The sequence below is a fragment of the Pseudomonas fluorescens genome (assembly GCF_004683905.1).
Lineage (GTDB): Bacteria > Pseudomonadota > Gammaproteobacteria > Pseudomonadales > Pseudomonadaceae > Aquipseudomonas > Aquipseudomonas putida_A.
In genome coordinates this window covers 5,749,019-5,771,623 of the sequence record NZ_CP038438.1, presented here as the reverse complement: position 1 = coordinate 5,771,623, position 22,605 = coordinate 5,749,019, and the positions used below count along the sequence as shown (strand labels likewise).

The window sequence follows — 22,605 nt, the reverse complement described above, 5'->3', positions numbered from 1 at the left end:
GCCTTAAGGAAATCGAACAATGGAAACGTTAACTGCCCTGAAAACCGCGCACATGGTCGCCACCGTGGTGTTGCTGGCCAGTGCGCTGGGTTTGGGAGTCTGGGTTTTTCTGGCGCGCCGCAAAGGTGATGCAACGGCTGGCAGCCGCACCTTGCAACGGCCACGGGTGTTCATCTGGCTGTTGATGGGCCTGGCGTTGCTGAGCATGCCGTTTACCGGCTGGGGCATGGTGCATCTGGTGGGGTGGCCGCTGGGGCAGACCTGGCTGCTGGCTTCCAGCGTGCTGTACACCGTGGCGGCGCTGGCGTGGTTCTGGTTGCTGGTGCGGTTGAATCGGTTGCGCAAGGCGCCGGGCGGGGTTGGCAGGTTCACTTTTGCCTTGGCGTTATTCAGCTTTGTCTGCTTTATCGCCATTGCCGGGTTGATGGGCGCCAAGCCTGTTTAAGGCTTCACACCGAGTCGAGCCCATTCGGGAGCAAGCCCCCTCCCACATTGGATTGGTGTTGTGAACACCATCTCCTGTGGGAGCGGGCTTGCTCGCGAAGGCGTAATCAGTCGCGCAACGAAATCACTGGCCACCCGCGCTTCTCGGCCTCGGCCCGCAGATTCGGATCCGGATCCACCGCCACCGGGTTCGCCACCTGCTCCAGCAGCGGCAGGTCATTCATCGAATCGCTATAGAAATAGCTGTCATCCAGCGAATACCCGGTTTCTTCGAGCCAACGATTCAGACGCGTCACCTTGCCCTCACGGAAGCACGGAATGTCGGTGCTGCGCCCGGTGTAGCGGCCATCGACCATCTCGCACTCGGTGGCGATCAGGGTTTCAACGCCCAGGCGCACGGCAATCGGAGCGGTGACGAAGCGGTTGGTGGCGGTGATGATCACCAGTTTGTCGCCGGCGTCGCGGTGCTGTTTGAGCAGTTCCAGCGCCTTGGGCAGCACGATCGGCTCGATGCAGTCGCGCATGTAATCGTTATGCCACTGCTCAAGCACAGCCATTTCGGTGCGGCCGAGGATTTCCAGGCAGAAGTTCAGGTACGCGGCGTTATCCAGTTGGCCGGCCAGGTAATCCTGATAGAACTCGTCGTTACGCTGCTTGTATGCAACCGGGTCGAGGAAGCCGCGTTCGCACAGATAGTCGCCCCAAGCGTGATCGCTGTCGCCGCCCAGAAGGGTGTTGTCCAAATCGAATAGAGCCAGGCGCATTGCAGTTACCCGCTGAAAAGTCAGTAAAAAGGCGACAAGAATACGGTCTTTTCACAAGAGTGCACATAAGGTAGGAACCTTCGTTGCCGCCTTATCAAGCTTTGTGGAACAATGCGGCGACATGCGTTTGCGAGGTTGTTGCCGTGATCGACCCCGATGGTTTCCGCCCCAATGTCGGGATCATTCTGACGAATGACGCCGGCCAGGTGCTATGGGCTCGCCGTATCAATCAAGATGCCTGGCAGTTTCCACAAGGGGGAATCAACCCCGAGGAGACGCCGGAGGACGCCTTGTACCGCGAGCTGAACGAAGAAGTTGGCCTGGAACGTGAAGATGTTGAAATACTGGCCTGTACTCGTGGCTGGTTGCGCTATCGTTTGCCGCAACGTCTGGTGCGTACCCACAGCCAACCGCTGTGCATCGGCCAGAAGCAGAAATGGTTTCTCCTGCGCCTGATCTCCAACGAGCAGCGGGTGCGGATGGATTTGACCGGTAAACCGGAGTTCGATGGCTGGCGCTGGGTCAGTTATTGGTATCCGTTGGGCCAGGTGGTGACATTCAAGCGCGAGGTGTATCGACGCGCCCTCAAAGAGCTTGCCCCGCGCCTTTTAGCGCGCGACTGACGACGGAGTTCGACCCCGAGCCATGCTCAATACGCTGCGCAAGATCGTCCAGGAAGTTAACTCCGCCAAGGATCTCAAGGCGGCGTTGGGGATTATTGTGTTGCGCGTCAAAGAGGCCATGGGCAGCCAGGTCTGCTCGGTCTACCTGCTTGATCCCGAGACCAACCGCTTCGTCCTGATGGCCACCGAGGGCTTGAACAAGCGCTCGATCGGCAAAGTCAGCATGGCACCCAACGAAGGTCTGGTGGGTCTGGTCGGCACGCGTGAAGAACCCCTGAACCTCGAAAACGCCGCGGATCACCCGCGCTACCGCTACTTCGCCGAGACCGGCGAGGAGCGCTACGCCTCCTTCCTCGGGGCGCCGATCATTCACCACCGCCGCGTCGTCGGCGTGTTGGTCATCCAGCAGAAAGAACGCCGCCAGTTCGATGAAGGTGAAGAAGCCTTCCTCGTGACCATGAGCGCGCAGCTCGCCGGCGTTATCGCCCACGCCGAGGCCACCGGCTCGATCCGTGGTCTGGGCAGACAGGGCAAGGGCATTCAGGAAGCCAAGTTCGTCGGCGTACCGGGCTCGCCGGGTGCGGCGGTCGGTACCGCGGTGGTCATGCTGCCGCCGGCGGACCTGGACGTTGTGCCAGATAAAACCATCACCGACATCGACGCCGAGCTGGCGCTGTTCAAGACCGCCATCGAAGGTGTGCGCGCCGACATGCGCGCGTTGTCCGCCAAGCTCGCGACCCAGCTGCGCCCGGAAGAGCGTGCGCTGTTCGACGTCTACCTGATGATGCTCGACGATGCCTCGCTGGGCAGCGAAATCACCACCGTGATCAAGACCGGCCAGTGGGCCCAGGGCGCGCTGCGTCAGGTGGTCACTGAGCACGTCAATCGTTTCGAACTGATGGACGACGCCTACCTGCGCGAGCGTGCGTCGGACGTCAAAGACCTCGGCCGCCGCCTGCTGGCCTACTTGCAGGAAGAGCGTCAGCAGAACCTGGTCTACCCGGAAAAAACCATTCTGGTCAGCGAAGAGCTGACGCCGGCGATGCTCGGCGAGGTGCCGGAAGGCACATTGGTCGGTCTGGTGTCGGTCCTCGGTTCGGGTAACTCGCACGTCGCGATCCTGGCCCGGGCCATGGGCATTCCGACGGTGATGGGTCTGGTTGACCTGCCGTACGCCAAGGTTGACGGCATCGAAGTGATCGTCGATGGCACCCGCGGCGAGGTCTACACCAACCCCAGCGATGTGCTGCGCAAGCAGTTCGCCGAGGTGGTCGAAGAAGAGAAACAACTGGCGCTGGGCCTCGACACCCTGCGTGATCTGCCGTGCGTGACCCTCGATGGCCACCGCATGCCGCTGTGGGTCAACACCGGGCTGCTGGCCGATGTGGCGCGGGCGCAGAAGCGCGGCGCCGAAGGTGTCGGCCTGTATCGCACCGAAGTGCCGTTCATGATCAACCAGCGTTTCCCGAGCGAAAAGGAACAACTGGCAATCTACCGCGAGCAACTCGCCGCGTTCCACCCGCAACCGGTAACCATGCGCAGCCTGGACATCGGCGGTGACAAGTCGCTGTCGTACTTCCCGATCAAGGAAGACAACCCGTTCCTCGGCTGGCGCGGGATTCGCGTGACCCTCGATCACCCGGAAATCTTCCTGGTGCAGACCCGCGCGATGCTCAAGGCCAGCGAAGGCCTGAACAACCTGCGGATCCTGCTGCCGATGATTTCCGGCACTCACGAACTCGAAGAGGCCCTGCACCTGATCCACCGGGCCTGGGGCGAAGTGCGCGACGAAGGCACCGACGTGCCGATGCCGCCGATCGGAGTGATGATCGAAATTCCGGCCGCGGTGTACCAGACCAAGGAACTGGCGCGGCAGGTGGACTTCCTGTCGGTCGGCTCCAACGACCTGACTCAGTACCTGCTGGCGGTCGACCGCAACAACCCGCGAGTGGCCGATCTCTACGACTACCTGCACCCGGCGGTGCTGCAAGCCCTGCAGACCGTGGTGCGCGATGCGCATGCCGAAGGCAAACCGGTGAGCATCTGCGGCGAAATGGCCGGTGATCCGGCAGCGGCGGTGCTGTTGATGGCGATGGGCTTCGACAGCCTGTCGATGAACGCCACCAACCTGCCGAAAGTGAAGTGGATGCTGCGCCAGATCAACCTGAGCAAGGCCAAGGATTTGCTGGCGGAGCTGATGAAGATCGATAACCCGCAAGTGATCCACAGCTCGCTGCAACTGGCGCTGAAGAATCTCGGGTTGTCGAAGATGAATCCGCCGGCGGTCAACAAGGCCCTCTAAAACCTTGAGGGCCTCTTCGCGAGCAAGCCCGCTCCCACATTTGACCGAGTTCTACCTTTGGAATGTGGTCGAATGTGGGAGCGGGCTTGCTCGCGAAGGCGTCAGTTCAAACGCTGCTAAACAGCAATCTCCACCTCGCCCAAATGCCCGCCATACGGCCCGAAACTGCGCTCGACCATCCGCCGCGTGCCGTCCGCCTGCACGATCAACGCCGTACTCGCCCGTGTCCCGTAACTTTGACTGGCAATAAACACACTCGACAGCAGTGATTCAGTGGCCAGCCCGACCCCGGTGTCCGGCAATTCGTTAAACGGCGCGGTCTGCGCATCGCTCAGTAACCCCAGCAGTCGCGCAGGCTGCGGATCATCCAAGACCGCGCTCAGGGCCGCCTTGGCCTTGAGCAACTTCGGCCACGGCGTATCCAGCCCGGCATTCGATAGCCCGTAAACTCCGGGCTCGAGCATCACCGGCTCAGACGTCCGCGCATTGAAGTGCCACAGCTCATGGGTATTACCCAGCAGCAGATTGAACCCGGCGTACTCCGGCGAGCGCGCGACCACATCGCTTAAATAATCATCAATCGACGCATCGCCCGTGAGAAACCGCGCCACCAGCTCGCCCCTTGATTTACGCGCCGGCGGCTGGTGCGGATCGCGGATATTGGTCAGCGCGGCAAAGCGCCCATTGGCGCCGATTCCCAGCCACGTGCCGCCAGCCTCAAGATCGCGCCCCGCGTGCACTTGCGGCGCGTCGGCCCATGGCGCCAGCGGCAGGCTCGGGCGGGCGTAGAACTCGTCACGGTTGGCCGCGACGATCAGCGGCTGGGCATGGCCCGGGTGCCAGGCGAAAACGATCAGGCACATAAGGTGGTCCTTGTGTGTTTTCTGCTCACTCTACGCAGTCGGCGTCCGTGCATCCATCGTCAGTGGAGCCAAAGGGCATGCATCCGTTACCATGCCGCTCCGGTTTTGGGGATGCGTCTGGGAGACGGTCATGGAATTTCTGCTCTATCTGGCGTTGGGCGCCTGTGCGGGCGTGCTGGCCGGGCTGTTCGGGGTGGGCGGCGGGATCATTATTGTCCCGGTGCTGGTGTTCAGTTTTACCTTGCAGGGATTCGATCAGTCGATCCTCACGCATCTGGCGGTAGGGACATCGCTGGCGACCATCATTTTCACTTCGGTCAATGCCGTGCGTGAACACCATCGGCGTGGTGCGGTGCGCTGGCCGATCTTCATGTGGATGACCGTGGGTATTCTGCTCGGCGCCGGTTTTGGGGCGCTGACGGCCGAGGCGATTTCCGGGCCGAACCTGCAGAAGATCATCGGCGTGTTCGCCTTGGTGATTGCCGTGCAACTGGCGCTGGAGGTCAAACCCAAGGCCAGTCGAACGGTGCCGGGCAAACTCGGTCTGACCGTGGCCGGCAGTGTGATCGGCTGGGCCTCGGCGATTTTCGGGATCGGCGGCGGTTCGCTGACCGTGCCGTTCCTGACCTGGCGCAGCGTGCCGATGCAGCAGGCGGTGGCAACGTCGTCGGCCTGTGGCTTGCCGATTGCTGTGGCGAGTGCGTTAAGTTTCATGATTCTGGGCTGGCATGATCCGTTGTTGCCGCCGCATAGTCTCGGTTTTGTCTATTTGCCGGCGCTGCTGGGCATCGCCCTGACCAGCATGGTATTCGCCCGTCTCGGCGCGCGTCTGGCGCACAAGTTGTCGCCGCGCTTGCTGAAACGGCTGTTCGCCGCTTTGCTGTTCTGCGTGGGCCTGAATTTCCTGCTCTGAGCCTCTGGTTCAGAGCAGGCCGCAATCCTGGCTTAATCCTGAGGTGGCAGCGTCGCCCGGGAATTTTGGTTTCAACTCTAACGAGGAGTCGCAATGCTGCCTTACCCGCAGATCGACCCGGTGGCCCTGGCCATCGGTCCGCTGAAAATCCACTGGTACGGCCTGATGTACCTCGTCGGCATCGGCGGCGCATGGCTGCTGGCGTCGAGCCGGCTCAACCGTTTCGACCCGACCTGGACCAAGGAGAAGCTCTCCGATCTGGTGTTCTGGCTGTCGATGGGGGTGATTGTCGGTGGACGTCTGGGCTATGTGCTGTTCTACGACCTGAGCGCCTACCTCGCCAACCCGACGCTGATTTTCGAAGTGTGGAAGGGCGGCATGTCGTTCCACGGCGGTTTCATCGGCGTGATGCTCGCCGCGCTGTGGTTCGGCAAACGCAACGGCAAGACCTTCTTCCAACTGATGGACTTTGTTGCTCCGATGGTGCCGATCGGTCTGGGTGCCGGGCGTATCGGCAACTTCATCAACGCCGAGCTGTGGGGCAAGCCGACCGACGTGCCGTGGGCGATGATCTTCCCGCCGTTCAGCGATCCGGCGCAGCTGCCGCGTCACCCGTCGCAGCTGTATCAGTTCGCGCTCGAAGGCGTGGCGCTGTTCCTGATCCTGTGGCTGTTCTCGCGTAAACCGCGTCCGACCATGGCCGTATCCGGCATGTTCGCGCTTTTTTACGGCATTTTCCGTTTCATCGTCGAGTTCGTCCGCGTGCCGGACGCGCAACTGGGCTACCTGGCCTGGAACTGGCTGACCATGGGTCAGGTGCTGTGCGTACCGATGATCGTCGGCGGGCTGTTCCTGATCTGGCTGGCCTATCGTCGTGCGCCGGCAGCGCCGCTCGCGCCGACCGCTTAAACTACGAACCCCGGCGCGCGACGCCGGGGCTCAAAGGACACAGGTAACTCATGAAGCAATATCTCGAACTGGTCTCGCACGTCATTCAGAACGGCACCAAACAGGACAACCGCACCGGCATCAACACCATCAGCTTCCCGGGTGCGATGCTGCGTTTCGATCTGCAGGAAGGCTTTCCGGCGATCACCACCCGCAAGATGGCCTTCAAATCGGCCATCGGCGAGATGTGCGGTTTTCTGCGTGGCGTGAACAACGCCGCGGAGTTCCGTGCGCTGGGCTGCAAGGTCTGGGACCAGAACGCCAACGAAAACGCGCAGTGGCTGGCCAACCCGTTCCGTCAGGGCGAAGACGACCTCGGTGAAATCTACGGCGTGCAATGGCGCAAATGGCCGGCGTACAAGCAGATCCCGCTGAGCAACACCGCCGCCATCGAACAAACCCTGAGCAACGGCTACAAGCAGATCGCCCAGGGCGAAGAAGACGGCCAGGCTTACGTGGTGCTGTACAAAGCCATCGATCAGGTGCGCCAGTGCGTCGACACGATCATCAACGATCCGGGCAGCCGCCGTATTCTGTTCCACGGCTGGAACGTCGCCCAGCTCGATGAAATGGCCCTGCCGCCATGTCATCTGCTGTACCAGTTCCACCCGAACGTCGAGACCAAAGAGATCTCCCTGACCCTGTACATCCGCTCCAACGACCTGGGCCTGGGCACGCCGTTCAACCTCACCGAGGGCGCCGCCCTACTAAGCCTGATCGGGCGCCTGACCGGTTACACGCCGCGCTGGTTCACCTATTTCATCGGTGACGCCCACGTCTACGAAAACCACCTGGACATGCTCAACGAACAGCTCAAGCGCGAGCCGTTCGCCATGCCGAAACTGAAGATCTCCGACCGCGTGCCGGAGTTTGCCAACACCGGTGTGTACCAGCCGGAGTGGCTGGAGTTGGTAGAACCGAGCGATTTCTCGCTGGAAGGCTATGAGCACCACGCGCCGATGACCGCGCCGATGGCGGTCTAAAAACTTCACGCAATACCTGGTGGGAGCGGGCTTGCTCGCGAATGCGGTGTATCAGTTAACGATGATGTCGACTGACACTCCGTCTTCGCGAGCAAGCCCGCTCCCACATTCGGTTCTGTGTAAGTCTCAGTGGCCGTGGCTACGGCCCACATGGGAGTGTTCGACTTCCGTCGCCACAACCCCGCCACTCACCTCCAGCCGCTGCAAAATCCCGCACTGATCCGCCCCCGGCCCTTCGCCACAGCGTTGGCGCAGGTCGAGCAGTTGTGTCTGCAACGCCAGCAACCCGTCAATCCGCGCTTTCACATGCTGGATGTGCTCGTCGATCAGCGTATTGACGCTTGCACACTGATCCTGCGGGCTGTCGCGCATGGCCAGCAGGCTGCGGATTTCTTCGAGGGTCATGTCGAGGGTGCGGCAGTTGCGGATGAAGGTCAGGCGTTCGGCGTGGGCCTGGGTGTAAACGCGGTAGTTACCGTCGCTGCGCGCCGGCTCCGGCAGCAGGTTTTCGCGCTCGTAATAGCGGATGGTTTCCACGGCGCAGTCGGTGAGTTTGGCCAGTTCTCCGATCTTCATGACGGCAATCTCCAAAAGGGTGCTTGACCCTATAGTGGCTACAGGGTCTTTACTTGGCAACAGGCACCTTCATGGACGCGACCAATGAGCGATTCCCAGCACACCCACAAGCCCGGCGACGGGCACGATCATAGCCACAGCCATAAATTGCAGCCTGTGCATAAGCATGACCACGGTGGCGATTCCTGCTGCGCGTCGAAAGCCGCAGCACCGGCACCGGTTCATTCGCACGAAGATTCTTGCTGCTCGTCGACAGTCGCCGCGCCTGCATTGGTGCAACTGAGCGAAAAGACCAGCGCTGACGCCCGCCTGAGCAGTTTCCGCATCGAAGCGATGGACTGCCCGACCGAGCAGACGCTGATCCAGAACAAACTCGGCAAACTGGCCGGTGTGCAGCAACTAGAATTCAACCTGATCAACCGCGTGCTCGGCGTGACCCACAATCTGCCGGACACCGCGCCGATCACCGATGCGATCACGTCTCTGGGCATGCACGCCGAACCACTGGAGGCGGGCATCGAAACCCCGGCCCCGGCGCCGGTGAAAAAACACTGGTGGCCACTGGCGCTGTCTGGCGTTGGTGCGCTGGCGGCTGAAGTGATCCACTTCACCAACGCCGCGCCGACCTGGGTGGTGGCGATCATTGCGCTGGTGTCGATCCTCAGCGGCGGCCTGACCACCTATAAAAAGGGCTGGATCGCCCTGAAGAACCGCAACCTCAACATCAACGCGCTGATGAGCATCGCGGTGACCGGTGCGGTGCTGATCGGGCAGTGGCCGGAAGCGGCGATGGTGATGTTCCTGTTCACCGTGGCCGAGCTGATCGAGGCGCGCTCGCTGGATCGTGCGCGCAATGCCATCAGCGGCCTGATGCAGATGACCCCGGAACAGGCCACGGTGCAGCAAGCCGACGGCAACTGGGTCGAACAAGAGGTCAAAAGCGTCGAACTCGGCGCCCGCGTGCGGGTAAAACCCGGCGAGCGCATTGCGCTGGACGGCGAGGTCGTCAGCGGCAGTTCGACCATCGATCAGGCGCCGATCACCGGTGAAAGCCTGCCGGTGGAGAAAACCATCGGCGACAAAGTCTTCGCCGGCACCATCAACCAGGCCGGTTCGCTGGAATACACGGTGACTGCGGCGGCGAACAACTCGACCCTGGCGCGGATCATCCACGCCGTCGAGCAGGCTCAGGGCGCACGGGCACCGACTCAGCGCTTCGTCGATCAATTCTCGAAAATCTACACCCCGGTGGTGTTCGTGCTGGCGCTGGCGGTGGCGATCATTCCGCCGCTGTTTATGGGCGCGTTGTGGTTCGACTGGATCTACCGTGCGCTGGTGCTGCTGGTGGTGGCGTGTCCCTGTGCACTGGTGATTTCCACCCCGGTGACCATCGTCAGCGGCCTCGCGGCAGCGGCGCGCAAAGGCATTCTGGTCAAGGGTGGCGTGTACCTGGAGGGCGGTTTCAAGCTCGATTATCTGGCGCTGGACAAGACCGGCACGATCACCCACGGCAAACCGGTGCAGACCGATTACCTGTCGCTCGACCCGACCGCCGACGCCAGCGCTCCGGCAATCGCCGCCGCACTGGCCGGGCGCTCCGATCACCCGGTGTCGCTGGCCATCGCCAATGCGGCTGTGGATAAAAACCTCGCCGTGCTGACTGTGGATAACTTCGAAGCGCTGGCCGGTCGTGGCGTGAAGGGACAGGTCAACGGCCAGACCTATCACTTGGGCAACCATCGTCTGGTCGAGGAGCTGGGCCTGTGCTCGCCGCAACTGGAAGAGAAGCTGTTTGCGCTGGAGAAACAGGGCAAATCCGTGGTGTTGCTGCTCGACAGTTCTGGTCCGCTGGCGCTGTTCGCCGTGGCCGACACGGTCAAGGAGTCCAGCCGCGAAGCGATCCGCCAGTTGCACGCGCTGGGCGTGAAAACCATGATGCTCACCGGTGACAACGTGCACACCGCGCAGGCGATTGCCGCGCAGGTCGGCATCGATCAGGCCAAGGGCGACTTGCTGCCAACCGACAAGCTGCAAGCCATCGAAGCGCTTTATGCACAGGGTCATCGGGTGGGCATGGTTGGCGACGGCATCAACGACGCCCCGGCACTGGCCCGCGCCGAGATCGGTTTCGCCATGGCGGCCGCCGGCACCGACACCGCGATTGAAACCGCCGATGTCGCCCTGATGGACGACGATCTGCGCAAAATTCCCGCGTTCATCAGCCTGTCGCGTGACACCGCGAGCATCCTGAAACAGAACATCGCCTTGGCACTGGTGATCAAGGCTATCTTTCTTGGGGTAACCTTCGCCGGGCTCGCCACCATGTGGATGGCGGTGTTCGCCGACATGGGTGTGAGCCTGCTGGTGGTGTTCAACGGTTTGCGCCTGCTGCGTAAATAAACGATGAGGGATGGTTGTGCTGAGTGCCGAGCTGAAAGCGTTTTATATGGTCGCCCGCCTGGGCAGCATTACGCTGGCGGCGAAAAAGCTCGGCCTCAGCCAACCCACCGTGACCACGCAGATTCGTAATCTGGAAAGTCAGTACTCGGTGGAACTGTTCTACCGTGGCGGCCGACGCTTGAGTGTCAGCGACGAAGGCGCGCGGTTGCTGCCGATGGTCAAGGCGCTGTTGCAGCAGGAGGCCGATATCGAGTTCTTCCTGCGCAACAGCGGTCAGGTGCAGGGCACGTTGCGCATCGCTGCCACTGCGCCGTATTACATCCTCGATCTGGTGAAGACCTTCCGCGAGCGTCTGCCGCAGGTGGAAGTATCGGTGGAGATCGGCAACTCGCAGCAGGTGCTCGAAGCGCTGGAGGATTACCGGGTCGATGTCGCCGCGTCGTCGCAGTTGCTTGAGGATGCGCGGTTGATTCGCCGGGTATTGGGCAGCGATCCACTGGTGCTGGCGGTGCATCGCAATCATCCGCTGGCGGCGCAGGAACATGTGGCGTTGAGTGCGCTGGCCGGGCATACGTTGTTGATGCGCGAGTCGGGTTCGACCACCCGCCGTTTGACCGAGGAGTTGCTGCAAAGCGCCGGGGTCAGTTTCGGCCCGTTGCTGGAGATCGGCAGCCGCGAGTCGATCCGCGAGGCGGTGCTGCGCAATATCGGCATCAGCATCATTGCCCGCCAGGAAGTGCCGCACGATCCGCAGTTGCGGGTGCTGACCATCGAGAATGCGCCGCAGATTCCCGAGTATCTGTATTGCCTCAAGGAGCGCAAGGGTGCGCGGTTGCCGGCGGCGTTTCTTGGCCTGGCCCAAGAGATGTCCCCGGCCTGATTTCTTCAGTGCACATATGGGCCTCTTCGCGAGCAAGCCCGCTCCCACATTGGATTTGTGTTGTGAACACTGTCCCCGTGTGGGAGCGGGCTTGCTCGCGAAGGCGTCAGACCAGGCAACACATGACTTGAAACCTGAACCAAAATCCCCGAATACCACTATCAGCCGTTTTTGCCTCACTGCCACATGACGGACGCATTACAACTCTAGGATTGGCCCCATCAGCTTGATGAGGTCTGTCCATGAATCCTGCAATCGCAACTGCCCTGACCAACCCCGGTGCGCCGATGAAAGTGCGCGGCGTGCAGAAACGCTTCGGCGCGTTCACCGCGCTGGATAACGTCTCCCTCGATGTCGCGGCCGGTGAGCTGGTGTGTCTGCTCGGCCCGTCGGGCTGTGGCAAGACCACGCTGCTGCGCTGCATCGCCGGGCTGGAGAAGCAGGACAGCGGCGAGTTGTACCTCGGTGACCGCGATGTTTCGCACCTCGCGCCGCAGGCCCGGGATTACGGGATTCTGTTCCAGTCCTACGCGCTGTTCCCCAATCTGACCGTCGAAGCGAACATTGCCTACGGCCTCGCCGGCAGCGGTCGCGACGAAGTACGCCGTCGCGTCGGGCAGATGCTGGAACTGGTCGGCCTCACCGGCAGTGAGAAAAAGTACCCGGGTCAATTGTCCGGCGGCCAGCAACAGCGGGTTGCCCTGGCTCGCGCCCTGGCCCCGGCGCCGTCGCTGCTATTGCTCGACGAACCGATGTCGGCCCTCGACGCCCGCGTCCGTGAGCATCTGTGCACCGAGCTGCGCCAACTGCAGCGCAACCTCGGCATCACCACCCTGATGGTCACGCACAATCAGGGCGAAGCCATGCTGATGGCCGACCGCATCGCCGTGATGAACAACGGCCGCGTCGAGCAATACGCTACCCCGCAGGAAATCTACAACCGCCCGGCCACGCCATTCGTGGCCGAGTTCGTCGGGCAGGGCAACTGGCTGCCGTTCCAGCGCAGCAGCGCCAGTCACGCCCGGGTGGGCGGGATGGATGTGCGTCTGGCGGATGGTAGCGTCAGCGGCGCTTCGGGCCGACTGTTCTGCCGTCCGGAAGCAATCAACGTCAATCCGTTGGTGCACGAAGAAAACATGTTCCCGGCGAAAGTCCGTGAGATCACCTTTCTCGGTAATCGCTGCCGCATGAGCTTCGAACTCGACCAATTGCCGGGCCACGCGCTGCTTGCTGAACTGGCGCCGGAAGCCATGCCACGCCTTGGCGCCCAGCAGATCATGGTCGCCTTGCCGCCGCGCAGCCTGCAGGTGTTCGCCTGATGAGCGCGAACATCGCACTGCCGCTACCGCACAAGCAGGCGCGGCGAGTGTCCGGGGCCGAGGTCGGTGACCGGATCTTCGTCCTCGGCGGCAAACTCCTGCTGCTATTGCTACTCGGTGTCGCTGTGCTGCTGCCGTTGCTGGCGATCTTCTGGCGCGGCTTCAGCAGCGAGGCCGGGCAGGGCGGTGGCTGGCTCGCCGCCAAGGAACTGGTGAGCAGCGCGAATTTCCACTGGCTGCTCGGCAACAGCCTGAAAGTTTCCCTCAGCGTCGCGGCCATCGTCGTACCGCTGGCCTACCTGTTTGCCTACGCCCTGCAACGTACATTGATTCCAGCCAAGGGCATCTGGCGCGGGATTTCCCTGCTGCCATTGATGGCGCCATCGATGCTGCCGGGTATCGCATTGGTCTATCTGTTCGGCAACCAGGGCATGTTGCGCGGGCTGCTCTCGGACAATATCTACGGTTTCTGGGGCATTGTGCTGGGTGAGGTGATCTACACCTTTCCCCATGCGCTGATGATTCTGCTGTCGGCGCTGTCGCTGGCCGATGCGCGGCTGTTCGATGCGGCGTCGAGCATGGGCGCCAGTCCGGCGAAAGCCTTTCGCAGCATCACCTGGCCGGCGACCCGGCAGGCAGTGTTCGCCGCGTTCTGCTTGGTGTTCACCCTGACCATCACAGATTTCGGCGTGCCGGTGGTGGTCGGTGGCGACTATCAAGTGCTGGCGCTGGAAGCCTACAAAGCCGTGGTCGGCCAGCAACAATTCGGTCGCGGGGCGCTGATCGGCATGGTGCTGTTGCTGCCGGCGCTGTTCAGCTTCGGCGTCGATGCCTGGTTGCGTCGGCGTCACGGCGATTCCATGAGCGGCCGCGCCCAGGTGTTCAAACCGGCGCCGTCGAAGCGGCGCGATGCCTGCTATCTGGCGATTGTTTTGTTGATCAGCGCGGCGCTGCTGCTGGTGTTCGGCATGGCAGTGTTTTCGTCGCTGGTGAAGTTCTGGCCGTACAACCTGTCGCTGTCGCTCAATCACTACCAGTTCAACGAGACCGCCGGCGGTGGCTGGCTGGCGTACAGCAACAGCTTGAAGATGGCGCTGGGCACGGCGCTGATTGGCAGCGTGCTGATCTTCACTGGCGCTTACCTGATGGAGAAAACCCGCAGCCAACGCGGCCTCAACCTGACGTTGCGCATGCTCAGTTTCATCCCGATGGCAGTGCCGGGGCTGGTGCTTGGCCTGGGTTACGTCTTTTTCTTCAACCTCAGCGGCAACCCGCTGCACGTGCTGTACGGCACGATGACCCTGCTGATCGTCTGCACCATTGCGCACTATTTGACCACCGCGCAAATGACCGCGACCACCGCGCTGCGCCAGCTCGACGCCGAGTTCGAGGCCGCCGCGCTGTCGCTCAAGGCCCCGCTGTACCGCCACTACCTGCGCGTCACCGTGCCGATCTGCCTGCCGGCGCTGCTGGACATCGTGCGCTACCTGTTCGTCTCGGCGATGACCACGGTGTCGGCGGCGATCTTCCTCTACAGCCCCGACACCATCCTCGCGGCGGTGGCGGTGCTGAACATGGATGACGCCGGCAACGTCGGCGGCGCGGCGGCGATGTCGACCCTGATTCTGTTCACCTCGGCAGGCGTGTCCTTGCTGCTGGCGTGGGCTTCGCGCGGCTTGCTGCGCCGTTCCCAGGCCTGGCGGCAAACCGCGCCCGGTCACTGATTGACGACTTATCCCTACAGCCTCAACTCACCGACAGGAAAACGATCATGTTCAAGCCTATGGCCCTGGCCGCTGCTGTGCTCGCTACTTTCAGCCTGAATGCCTTCGCGGCAAAAACCGAGTTGACGGTGTACACCGCCCTCGAAGCCGAGCAACTGACCGCTTACAAAGCTGCGTTCGAGAAGGCTAACCCGGACGTCGAGATCAAGTGGGTGCGCGATTCCACCGGGATCATCACCGCCAAACTCCTCGCCGAAAAGGCCCGTCCGCAGGCTGACGCGGTCTGGGGCCTGGCCGCTTCGAGCCTGGCGATCCTCGATCAGCAGGGCATGCTGCAAAGCTACGCACCGAAGGATCTGGGCAAGATCGGCGCGAACTACCGCGATGCTGCCAACCCGCCAGCCTGGGTCGGCATGGACGTGTGGGCCGCGACTATTTGCTTCAACACCGTGGAAGCCGAGAAGCAGGGCTTGAGCAAGCCGGTGAGCTGGCAGGATCTGACCAAGCCTGAGTACAAGGGCAAGATCGTCATGCCTAACCCGGCGTCGTCCGGCACCGGTTTCCTCGACGTCAGCGCCTGGCTGCAAACCTTCGGCGAGAAGCAGGGTTGGGCCTATATGGACGGTCTGCACCAGAACATCGGCCAGTACGTTCACTCCGGTTCCAAGCCTTGCAAACTGGCGGCGGCGGGGGAATTCCCGATCGGCATTTCCTTTGAGTATCCAGCCGTACAGCTGAAACGCCAGGGCGCGCCGCTGGACATCATCCTGCCGAAGGAAGGCTTGGGCTGGGAAATCGAAGCGACTGCCGTGATCAAAGGCACCCCGCATGAAGACGCGGCGAAAAAACTCGCGGACTTCTCCGCCAGCGCCGAGGCAATGGATCTGTACAAGGAGAACTTTGCGGTTCTTGCGCAGCCGGGTATCGCCAAGCCACAGACCGAACTGCCAGCCGACTACGAGCAGCGCCTGATCAAGAACGACTTTGCCTGGGCCTCGAAGAATCGCGACGAGATCCTGACCGAGTGGCGCAAGCGCTATGACGGCAAGTCCGAGAAAGTTGTCGCCAAGTAAGATCTTTATCGACTGACAGGGCCTCTTCGCGAGCAAGCCCGCCCCCACATTCGACCGAGTTCCACCGGAAGGAATGCGATCAAACTGTGGGAGCGGGCTTGCTCGCGAAGGCGGTCTCCCATTCAGGGAAAATCTCCATGACTCAACACAAAGACCTGCTCATCGTCGGCGCCGGCATCCTCGGCCTGTCCCACGCCTACGCCGCCGCCAAACGCGGCCTCAAGGTCAGCGTATTCGAACGCACCGCCACGCCCCTCGGTGCCTCGGTGCGCAACTTCGGTCAGGCGCTGGTCACCGGTCAGCCACCCGGGCCGATGCTTGAACTGGCCAAGGCCAGCCGCGAGATCTGGGGTGACTGGGCGCAACTCGCCGGTCTGCAGATCAAGCGCAACGGCTCGTACCTGTTCGCCCGCAGCGAAGCCGAAGAACACTTGCTCGAAGCTTTCTGCAACGGCCGCGCCGTGGAGCACGGGTACAACGTCGCCTTGCTGCATGGCGCTGCCCTGCGTGATCTGTACCACGGTCAGTTCAGTCATCACCGCGCGGCGTTGCACGGCCTGGACGATCAACAGCTGTACTCGCGCGAAGCGATTCCGGCGTTGATCGACTATCTGCGCCGCGACCTCGGCGTCGAGTTTCACTTCAGTACGCTGGTGCGCGACGTCGAACCGGGGCACCTGCATAGTACCGCCGGCAGCTTCACGGCAAAGCAAATCATCGTCTGCTCCGGCCACGATTATCAGACCCTGCTGGCCGAACCGATTGCCGCGCTCGATCCGCAGATCTGCCGCCTGCAAATGCTCCGCGCCAAACCGCAGATCGAGCTGAATCTGCAACACGCCTTGCTCACCGGTTTGAGCTGCGTGCACTACGGCGCCTTCGCCGATTTGCCAGAAGCGGCGGCGGTGCAGGCGCAGATCCTGCGCGAACAACCGCACCTGCACGACAACGGCATTCACCTGCTGATCAGTCCGACGCCGTATGGCGAGCTGATCATCGGCGACTCGCACCATTACGGCAGCGATCCGTCGCCGTTCAACGCCGAGCAAGTGGACAACTGGATGCTCGAACTGGCCGAGCACACGCTGGGCTGCAAGGTGCAAGTGGTCGAGCGCTGGCAGGGCGTCTACGGTGCCCGTGGGCCGGGGCCGTTTTCGTTGCTGCGCCCGGCACCGGGGCTGAGTGTGGCGTTGATGCACACCGGCGTCGGCATGAGCGTCGGCCCGGCACTGGCCGAGCGCAATGTCGCGCAGTGGCTGGAGGAAATCTGATGGCGGATCAGCAACAGGTCGTCGACCGAATGTTCGACTTGTACGAACGCTTTGGCACCCGCGATTACATCGGCGAGCCGGTGTCGCAGATCGAGCACATGTCTCAGGCAGCGCAGTTGGCGATGGCTGAAGGCTTTGATGATGAAGTGGTGCTCGCCGCGTTCTTCCACGACATCGGTCATTTGTGTGCCGAAGGCGCAGAGAACATGGGCGGTTATGGCGTGGTCAGCCATGAGCGATTGGGTGCGGACTACTTGCGTGAGGCGGGTTTTAGTGAGCGTATGGCCCGGCTGGTGGAATATCACGTGCAGGCCAAGCGCTATCTGACCTTGCGTGAGCCTGGGTATTTAGAGCGCCTGAGTGAAGCGAGTCGCCGCACGCTGGAATATCAGGGCGGGGTGATGAGCGAGGCTGAGGCGGATGTGTTTGAGCGGGATTCGTTGTGTGCCGTCAGCTTGCGCATGCGCCAGTGGGACGAGCTGGCCAAGGAGAGGGCGGTGCCGGTGATGGATTTGGGTGTGCTGAAGCGCAAGGCTGAGGTTTTGTTGTCTGCTGAGTGATTGCAACCTTCACCCCAGCCCTCTCCCGGAGGGAGAGGGAGCCGACCGTGTTGTTCTTGGGCCCTACATCGATCTGAAATATCCAGTCGAACTCAGGTTTTGAAAAGCCAGAAGATCTGCTCCCTTCCCCCCTCTACCCCTTGCGGGAGAGGGCTGGGGTGAGGGGGTAGCGATCTAAAGCTCAAGCACCCGATCAACCAACGCCTCAATCTGCTCCTGCCGCTCCGCCTGATTCAACTTCGCATGCGGATTGAGCGAAGACCACTGCGGATGCGCCCGCGCCTTGCTCAGTGCTTCCGGCAACTTGCCCTCGCGCCAAGTCTTGTCCTGCGGGGTGGCGACCTGGACCGCGTCCATCGCCGCATGCCCGCGCTGATCGAGCGCCAGCAACAGTTGGCGCTGACGCAACGCCAGCAGCCGCAACACCCCGTCATCCACGGTCAACTCCCGCTGGCCCCTGATCTTGCCGAGCAAGCGGCTGCCATAACTGCGCGCGGTTTGCAGCGCGCCACCGGCGATCGCACCGGCCAATGCCGCAGCGCCAAGGGTGATCCCGCCGACCAGCAGATCAACCCCAGCCCCCGCCGCGGCACCGGCAGCAATCCCGCCGCCCACGCGCACGCCGAGTTGCTTCAGGGTTTCCGGGTTGAACAAATCGTCGCCCCAACGCCCATCGAGCAACGGCAGATCACTGGCCGCCGCATCCTGCGGGCGAAACGCATAGAGCTTGAGCAACGCTTCGACGCATTTCTGTTCACGCTGGCGCACGGCTTTGCGCAGTTCGCTGATCGCTTGCTGCTCCTGCTCGGCCTCGCTGACCACACTGCGTCGGCAGGCGGCGCAGTCGATCAGCAATTCGGCGATCAAACGCGCCGCACTTTGTTGGCGGGCGAGGCGCTGGGCCTGTTGATCGGCGATCAAGCGCTCCAGTTGCGGACGGGCGTTTTCCAGCAACAGCGCAAGGCTTTCGTACAGGCGCCGCTCGCCATCTTCCGGCGGCGCAACGCTGTCGAAGCGCACCAGCGCATGCAGGCCGAGCCGCGCCAACGCTTCGCGCCAGTCCGGCTCGCGATGGTTGGCGCTGCTGACGAAATTCAGCACCGGCAACAGCGGCTTGCCGCAACTGGCGAGCACTTCGAGTTCGTCACGATACTTGGCCAGCACCGGTTCGCGGGCGTCGATCACATACAGACCGGCGTCGGACGCGAGTAGCTGTCGCAGGACTTTCGCCTCCTGTTCGAAACGCTGACGTGCTTCGCTGCCGTCGAGAAACCGCGCCAGTCGCGCCGGGCCGTCGAGACGTTCGCCGGGGCGCTCCAGACGCTCAAGGAAATCCAGCAGGGCGATGGCGTCTTCCAGCCCCGGCGTGTCGTAGAGATCGAGCAACGGCTCGCCGTCCACCGACAACCGCGCGCCCTCGACATGCCGGGTGGTGCTTGGGCGGTGGGAGACTTCGCCGAAGCCGACGTCGCGGGTCAGGGTGCGCAGCAGCGAAGTCTTGCCGACGTTGGTGTGGCCGACCACCGCGAGTTTCAGCGGCGCTCTCCGGGCATCAGTCATGACCGCTCTCCAGCCAGTTCATCGGTGCGCAATCGGCGAACGGCAACTCCAGTTGTTGCAGCGCAACGTGCCAGTCGCCGAGACGGGCACTGTCCAGCGCTTCGCCGGGCGGTGCTTGCAGCAGCCAGACCCGGGTGGCGTTGGCGTTGCGCGCCAGTTCGGCGATCAGCGCGAGGCTGCCGCGATCCGGCGAGCGTCGCGGGTCGCAGGCGATCAGCAGGCGTGCCGGAGGGAAACGGCTGAGCTGTTCGAGCAGTTTGTGCCGTGATTCGCGGCTGTCGAGGATGCCGGCGTTGCTCACGGTTTTCGGCAGGGCCGGTGGCCACGGGCGCTGATCGTCGAGTTCGATGGCCACCAGCAAAGCGCCGTCGCTGGCGTGTTCGCTGACGCTGCTTTCAACGCGATGCAACTGCGCAGGCGCGGCGTCGTTGATGCCGAGGCGTTCGCTGGTCGGCATCAGCCGCTCACGCAACTGGGCGTAACCGGGCAGGTTCAGGTCCAGCGTCAGCGCGGCTTTGCCGCGACTCCAGCGCCAGAAACACAACAGCGCCAGCAGCAGGCGCGGCAGTACGCCGTAGACCACCAGCACGCCGACCAGCCAGGTTGCCCAGGCCTGGCGTGCGCTTTCGATATCCAGCGCTGCGCCGCCGCTGGCGCGGATCATCTCTACGGTCGGCACGTTGAAGCCGAGCAGCGCCGGCAGCGCGCCGAGGGCTTGGGTCAGGTTGATGAAGGTGTCGGCGCCGAGAATCGTGGTTTCCCAGACGAAGCCGTAGCGCCGGGTCGCCATCAGTGTCAGCAGCAACAGCAGGGCGCTGAGCATCGCCAGCAACCACAGACCGTTGACCAATGTGCCGAGCGCCCAGCGATTGAGTTTTTTGCGTTGCAGCATCAGCAGCAGGGCCGGCGCGAGTTGCGCAGCTTTGGCATCGCGAGCGAGTTTTTCGCTGAGCCACAGCCACAAGCGCCCGAGGGTGGCGCCGTGTTCACCGGCAAAGATCAGCCCCAGCGCCCAGCTCAGCAGCAGAATCAGGTTCAGCCCGAGCAGGCTGCCCAGGGCCCAGAACACATTGACCGGCGTCTGGCTCAGTGCGGCGAAGGCCAGCCCGGCGCCGCTCAGCAGCGCAAAAATGACCAGCAGCACCAGCGCCAGACGCGCGCCTTGCAGCCAGTGCTGGAGTGCTGCGCTCAGCCCGTCGCGCTCGGCCAGCCACACGGCGCGGCGCTGAATACGGCCCGGCAGATCGCCGCCGGCCGCGCGGGCCAGTCGATTAGCTTCCAGATCCTCCAGGGGACCTGCGTGTTCTTCGCGCAGGCGGATGGTTTCGGTCAGCCATAGGTTTTGCAGTGGAGTCAGTTCAGTCACGCGCCATTCCGTTGCTCGATTGAGCAGTGAGCATAACCGCTGTGGCACTTATCGGGTCAAGCGAGGCTCTGGTATCCTCGCCGGCATGACTAAATCACTCCCCCTCAGCCTGATCGCAGCCCTCGGTGAAAACCGCGTGATCGGCGTCGACAACAGCATGCCCTGGCACCTGCCGGGGGACTTCAAATACTTCAAGGCCACGACCCTCGGCAAGCCGATCATCATGGGCCGTAAGACCTGGGACTCCCTCGGTCGTCCGCTGCCGGGGCGCTTGAACATCGTGGTCAGCCGTCAGCCGGATCTGCTGCTGGAGGGGGCGGAAGTGTATCCGTCGCTGGAAGCTGCAGTGGTGCGCGCCGAGGAATGGGCGAAAGCGCAGGGTGTCGATGAATTGATGTTGATTGGCGGCGCGCAGTTGTATGCACAGGGGCTGGCGCAGGCAGATCGTTTGTATCTGACCCGAGTGGCGCTGAGCCCGGAAGGCGATGCGTGGTTTCCGGAGTTTGACCTGAACCAGTGGAAGCTGGTGTCGAACGTGCCGAATCCGGCTGAGGGCGACAAGCCCGCTTACAACTTCGAGGTCTGGGAAAAGGCTTGCTCGCGAAGAGGGCAGGTCAGGCAAAGAAGAATTTAAGCCTGAGCAAGCTCCGCATGCTCATTCGCATCCAGCAGTGCTTTATCGGTCTGCTGCATCACTTGGCTGGTGATCGCACCCGCGGTGATCGAACCACTCACGTTCAACGCCGTACGACCCATGTCGATCAGCGGCTCCACCGAAATCAGCAGCGCCACCAGTGACACCGGCAAGCCCATCGCCGGCAGCACGATCAGTGCGGCAAACGTCGCGCCGCCACCGACCCCGGCCACACCGGCCGAACTCAAGGTCACAATCGCCACCAGCGTCGCGATCCACAGCGGGTCCAGCGGGTTGATGCCGACTGTTGGCGCAACCATCACCGCCAACATCGCCGGGTACAGACCGGCGCAACCGTTCTGGCCGATGGTCGCACCGAACGAGGCGGCGAAACTGGCGATCGACTGCGGAATGCCCAGACGACGGGTCTGCGCTTCGATGCTCAGCGGAATACTCGCCGCGCTGGAACGGCTAGTGAACGCGAACGTCAGCACCGGCCAGATCTTGCGGAAGAACCGCAGCGGATTGATCCCGGCCGCCGACACCAGCAGGCCGTGCACCACGAACATCAGGCCCAGACCGAGGTACGAGACCACGACGAAACTGCCGAGCTTGATGATGTCCTGCAGGTTGGAACCGGCGACCACTTTGGTCATCAGCGCCAGCACGCCGTACGGGGTCAGCTTCATCACCAGACGCACCAGACGCATCACCCAGGCTTGCAGGGTGTCGATGGCGTTGATCACTTTCTGACCTTTCTCGACATCATCCTTGAGCAGTTGCAGCGCCGCGACCCCGAGGAACGCGGCGAAGATCACCACGCTGATGATCGAGGTCGGCTTGGCGCGGGCCAGGTCGGCGAACGGGTTCTGCGGAATGAACGACAGCAGCAGCTGCGGCACATTCAGGTCGGCAACCTTGCCGGCGTAGTCGGTCTGGATGGTTTGCAGGCGGGCCATTTCCTGCGTGCCGGCGACCAGGCCTTCGGCGGTGAGGCCGAACAGGTTGGTCAGGCCGATACCGATCAGCGCCGCGATCGCGGTGGTGAACAGCAGGGTGCCGATGGTCAGGAAGCTGATTTTGCCCAGCGACGAGGCGTTGTGCAGACGCGCAACCGCGCTGAGGATCGAGGCGAACACCAGCGGGATCACGATCATTTGCAGCAGTTGCACGTAGCCGTTGCCGACCAGATCGAACCAGCCGATCGAGGCTTTCAGGACCGGGTTGCCGGCACCGTAAACAGTGTGCAGGGCAACACCGAAGGCTACGCCGAGCACCAGCGCGAGCAGGACTTTTTTCGCCAGGCTCCACGTCGTGTGGCGGGTTTGCGCCAGACCGAAGAGCAGGGCGAGGAACACCAGCAGATTGAGGATCAGCGGCAGATTCATGAAGACTCCGATAA

Annotated in this window: 20 protein-coding genes; 14 read left to right on the top strand and 6 right to left on the bottom strand. The window is 62.6% G+C overall.

The window, feature by feature from the left end; all coding sequences use genetic code 11:
• Positions 1-19 precede the first annotated feature (19 nt).
• On the top strand, positions 20-445 hold the full coding sequence (locus tag E4T63_RS26760; protein ID WP_098966127.1) for a DUF2269 domain-containing protein: 426 nt from the start codon (positions 20-22) through the stop codon (positions 443-445).
• Positions 446-551: 106 nt separating this feature from the next.
• On the opposite strand, the gene E4T63_RS26755 is transcribed toward E4T63_RS26760, so the two are convergent.
• Complete coding sequence (locus E4T63_RS26755) at positions 552-1,208, bottom strand: HAD family hydrolase (protein WP_098966125.1); 657 nt, start codon at positions 1,206-1,208, stop codon at positions 552-554.
• Positions 1,209-1,351: 143 nt separating this feature from the next.
• Here E4T63_RS26755 and E4T63_RS26750 point away from each other — a divergent pair, with 143 nt between their 5' ends.
• Both E4T63_RS26750 and ptsP read left to right on the top strand, forming a co-directional pair.
• The gene (locus E4T63_RS26750) at positions 1,352-1,831 is read left to right on the top strand and encodes an RNA pyrophosphohydrolase (RefSeq protein ID WP_003229203.1); all 480 of its coding nucleotides are present in this window, start codon (positions 1,352-1,354) and stop codon (positions 1,829-1,831) included.
• A gap of 22 nt (positions 1,832-1,853) precedes the next feature.
• Positions 1,854-4,133, top strand: a complete 2,280-nt coding sequence (ptsP, locus tag E4T63_RS26745) for a phosphoenolpyruvate--protein phosphotransferase (protein WP_047596633.1) — start codon at positions 1,854-1,856, stop codon at positions 4,131-4,133.
• A gap of 116 nt (positions 4,134-4,249) precedes the next feature.
• On the opposite strand, the gene E4T63_RS26740 is transcribed toward ptsP, so the two are convergent.
• The gene (locus E4T63_RS26740) at positions 4,250-4,996 is read right to left on the bottom strand and encodes an NRDE family protein (RefSeq protein WP_135296786.1); all 747 of its coding nucleotides are present in this window, start codon (positions 4,994-4,996) and stop codon (positions 4,250-4,252) included.
• 130 nt (positions 4,997-5,126) lie between these two features.
• Between E4T63_RS26740 and E4T63_RS26735 the strand changes: the two genes are divergently transcribed.
• The 3 genes from E4T63_RS26735 to E4T63_RS26725 all read left to right on the top strand — a co-directional run bounded on the left by E4T63_RS26735 (position 5,127) and on the right by E4T63_RS26725 (position 7,840).
• Complete coding sequence (locus E4T63_RS26735) at positions 5,127-5,909, top strand: sulfite exporter TauE/SafE family protein (RefSeq protein ID WP_115985913.1); 783 nt, start codon at positions 5,127-5,129, stop codon at positions 5,907-5,909.
• Positions 5,910-6,002: 93 nt separating this feature from the next.
• Positions 6,003-6,818 (top strand): prolipoprotein diacylglyceryl transferase, encoded by an 816-nt coding sequence (lgt, locus tag E4T63_RS26730; protein WP_095668081.1) that lies wholly within the window; start codon positions 6,003-6,005, stop codon positions 6,816-6,818.
• Positions 6,819-6,868: 50 nt separating this feature from the next.
• Positions 6,869-7,840, top strand: coding sequence for a thymidylate synthase (locus tag E4T63_RS26725; RefSeq protein ID WP_135296785.1), 972 nt, complete (start codon positions 6,869-6,871; stop codon positions 7,838-7,840).
• A 126-nt stretch (positions 7,841-7,966) separates the two neighbouring features.
• On the opposite strand, the gene cadR is transcribed toward E4T63_RS26725, so the two are convergent.
• Positions 7,967-8,416 carry a Cd(II)/Pb(II)-responsive transcriptional regulator gene (cadR, locus tag E4T63_RS26715; protein ID WP_007964189.1) on the bottom strand — a complete coding sequence of 150 codons (450 nt, stop codon included), beginning with the start codon at positions 8,414-8,416 and terminating at the stop codon, positions 7,967-7,969.
• Between the two features lie 84 nt (positions 8,417-8,500).
• Here cadR and E4T63_RS26710 point away from each other — a divergent pair, with 84 nt between their 5' ends.
• The 7 genes from E4T63_RS26710 (at position 8,501) to E4T63_RS26680 (ending at position 17,643) form a co-directional block, all read left to right on the top strand.
• Positions 8,501-10,816, top strand: coding sequence for a heavy metal translocating P-type ATPase (locus tag E4T63_RS26710; protein ID WP_134784897.1), 2,316 nt, complete (start codon positions 8,501-8,503; stop codon positions 10,814-10,816).
• A 16-nt stretch (positions 10,817-10,832) separates the two neighbouring features.
• Positions 10,833-11,696, top strand: coding sequence for a LysR family transcriptional regulator (locus E4T63_RS26705; protein WP_027610541.1), 864 nt, complete (start codon positions 10,833-10,835; stop codon positions 11,694-11,696).
• A 242-nt stretch (positions 11,697-11,938) separates the two neighbouring features.
• The gene (locus E4T63_RS26700) at positions 11,939-13,015 is read left to right on the top strand and encodes a putative 2-aminoethylphosphonate ABC transporter ATP-binding protein (RefSeq protein ID WP_135296784.1); all 1,077 of its coding nucleotides are present in this window, start codon (positions 11,939-11,941) and stop codon (positions 13,013-13,015) included.
• Positions 13,015-14,739 (top strand): putative 2-aminoethylphosphonate ABC transporter permease subunit, encoded by a 1,725-nt coding sequence (locus E4T63_RS26695; RefSeq protein WP_135296783.1) that lies wholly within the window; start codon positions 13,015-13,017, stop codon positions 14,737-14,739. Before E4T63_RS26700 ends, E4T63_RS26695 begins: the two co-directional genes overlap by 1 nt.
• Before the next feature lie 47 nt (positions 14,740-14,786).
• Positions 14,787-15,812, top strand: coding sequence for a putative 2-aminoethylphosphonate ABC transporter substrate-binding protein (locus E4T63_RS26690; protein ID WP_003229178.1), 1,026 nt, complete (start codon positions 14,787-14,789; stop codon positions 15,810-15,812).
• A gap of 137 nt (positions 15,813-15,949) precedes the next feature.
• Positions 15,950-17,083 carry a TIGR03364 family FAD-dependent oxidoreductase gene (locus E4T63_RS26685; protein ID WP_135296782.1) on the top strand — a complete coding sequence of 378 codons (1,134 nt, stop codon included), beginning with the start codon at positions 15,950-15,952 and terminating at the stop codon, positions 17,081-17,083.
• On the top strand, positions 17,083-17,643 hold the full coding sequence (locus E4T63_RS26680) for a phosphonate degradation HD-domain oxygenase (RefSeq protein WP_135296781.1): 561 nt from the start codon (positions 17,083-17,085) through the stop codon (positions 17,641-17,643). Before E4T63_RS26685 ends, E4T63_RS26680 begins: the two co-directional genes overlap by 1 nt.
• A 174-nt stretch (positions 17,644-17,817) precedes the next feature.
• Here the strand turns inward: E4T63_RS26680 and E4T63_RS26675 are convergent, their stop codons facing one another.
• Positions 17,818-19,203: a GTPase/DUF3482 domain-containing protein gene (locus E4T63_RS26675; RefSeq protein ID WP_135296780.1), complete on the bottom strand. Its 1,386-nt coding sequence runs from the start codon at positions 19,201-19,203 to the stop codon at positions 17,818-17,820.
• Positions 19,196-20,569 carry a DUF2868 domain-containing protein gene (locus tag E4T63_RS26670; protein WP_135296779.1) on the bottom strand — a complete coding sequence of 458 codons (1,374 nt, stop codon included), beginning with the start codon at positions 20,567-20,569 and terminating at the stop codon, positions 19,196-19,198. The genes E4T63_RS26675 and E4T63_RS26670 overlap by 8 nt, the downstream gene beginning before the upstream one ends.
• An 85-nt stretch (positions 20,570-20,654) precedes the next feature.
• Between E4T63_RS26670 and E4T63_RS26665 the strand changes: the two genes are divergently transcribed.
• Positions 20,655-21,203 carry a dihydrofolate reductase gene (locus E4T63_RS26665; protein WP_135296778.1) on the top strand — a complete coding sequence of 183 codons (549 nt, stop codon included), beginning with the start codon at positions 20,655-20,657 and terminating at the stop codon, positions 21,201-21,203.
• Here the strand turns inward: E4T63_RS26665 and E4T63_RS26660 are convergent.
• On the bottom strand, positions 21,200-22,591 hold the full coding sequence (locus tag E4T63_RS26660; protein ID WP_135296777.1) for an L-cystine transporter: 1,392 nt from the start codon (positions 22,589-22,591) through the stop codon (positions 21,200-21,202). The two genes, E4T63_RS26665 and E4T63_RS26660, sit on opposite strands and share 4 nt — an antisense overlap.
• Between the last annotated feature and the right edge of the window lie 14 nt (positions 22,592-22,605).